This is a genomic window from Candidatus Poseidoniia archaeon (assembly GCA_030748895.1).
GTDB lineage: Archaea > Thermoplasmatota > Poseidoniia > MGIII > CG-Epi1 > UBA8886.
Window position 1 is genome coordinate 1 of record JASMLC010000050.1, and the last position, 413, is coordinate 413.

1 protein-coding gene is annotated in these 413 nt (G+C 67.1%); it reads right to left on the reverse strand.

The genetic code is table 11. From position 1 onward, the window contains the following. The coding region (locus tag QGG57_07000; GenBank protein ID MDP7007904.1) for a vitamin B12-dependent ribonucleotide reductase at positions 1–413 on the reverse strand (413 nt) is incomplete at both ends.

A 413-nucleotide genomic window follows, 5' to 3' on the forward strand; every position in this document is an offset into this window, starting at 1 on the left:
CGCAGGTCTCACCGGTCACGTGGTCCACATACAGGTGCCCCTGAGCGGGACCATCGATGCCGTAGGCCCAGTGGAGGCCGGTGTTGAACCACTGCGGTGAGTTCGGCGCGGCCATCTGGCTCGCGAGCATGAAGCGCAGCTCGTCGAAGAACACACGCGCGTCGTCTTCGGAGTCGAAGTAACCCGCCTTGTGGCCCCAGTAGGTCCAGCAACCCGCGAGACGGTCAAACACCTTCCGCGCGTCCTTCTCACCGCCGCAGTCCGTGCCCTCATCGCCCGGAACGGAGCGCTGCAACCACACCGGCACGCCGTCCTCGTCGACCCGCTCGAGCTGCGTGGGCACGCCAGCCTTGCGGAAGTATTTCTGCGCCAGCACGTCGACCGCCACCTGGCTCCAGCTCTCGGGCGCCTCG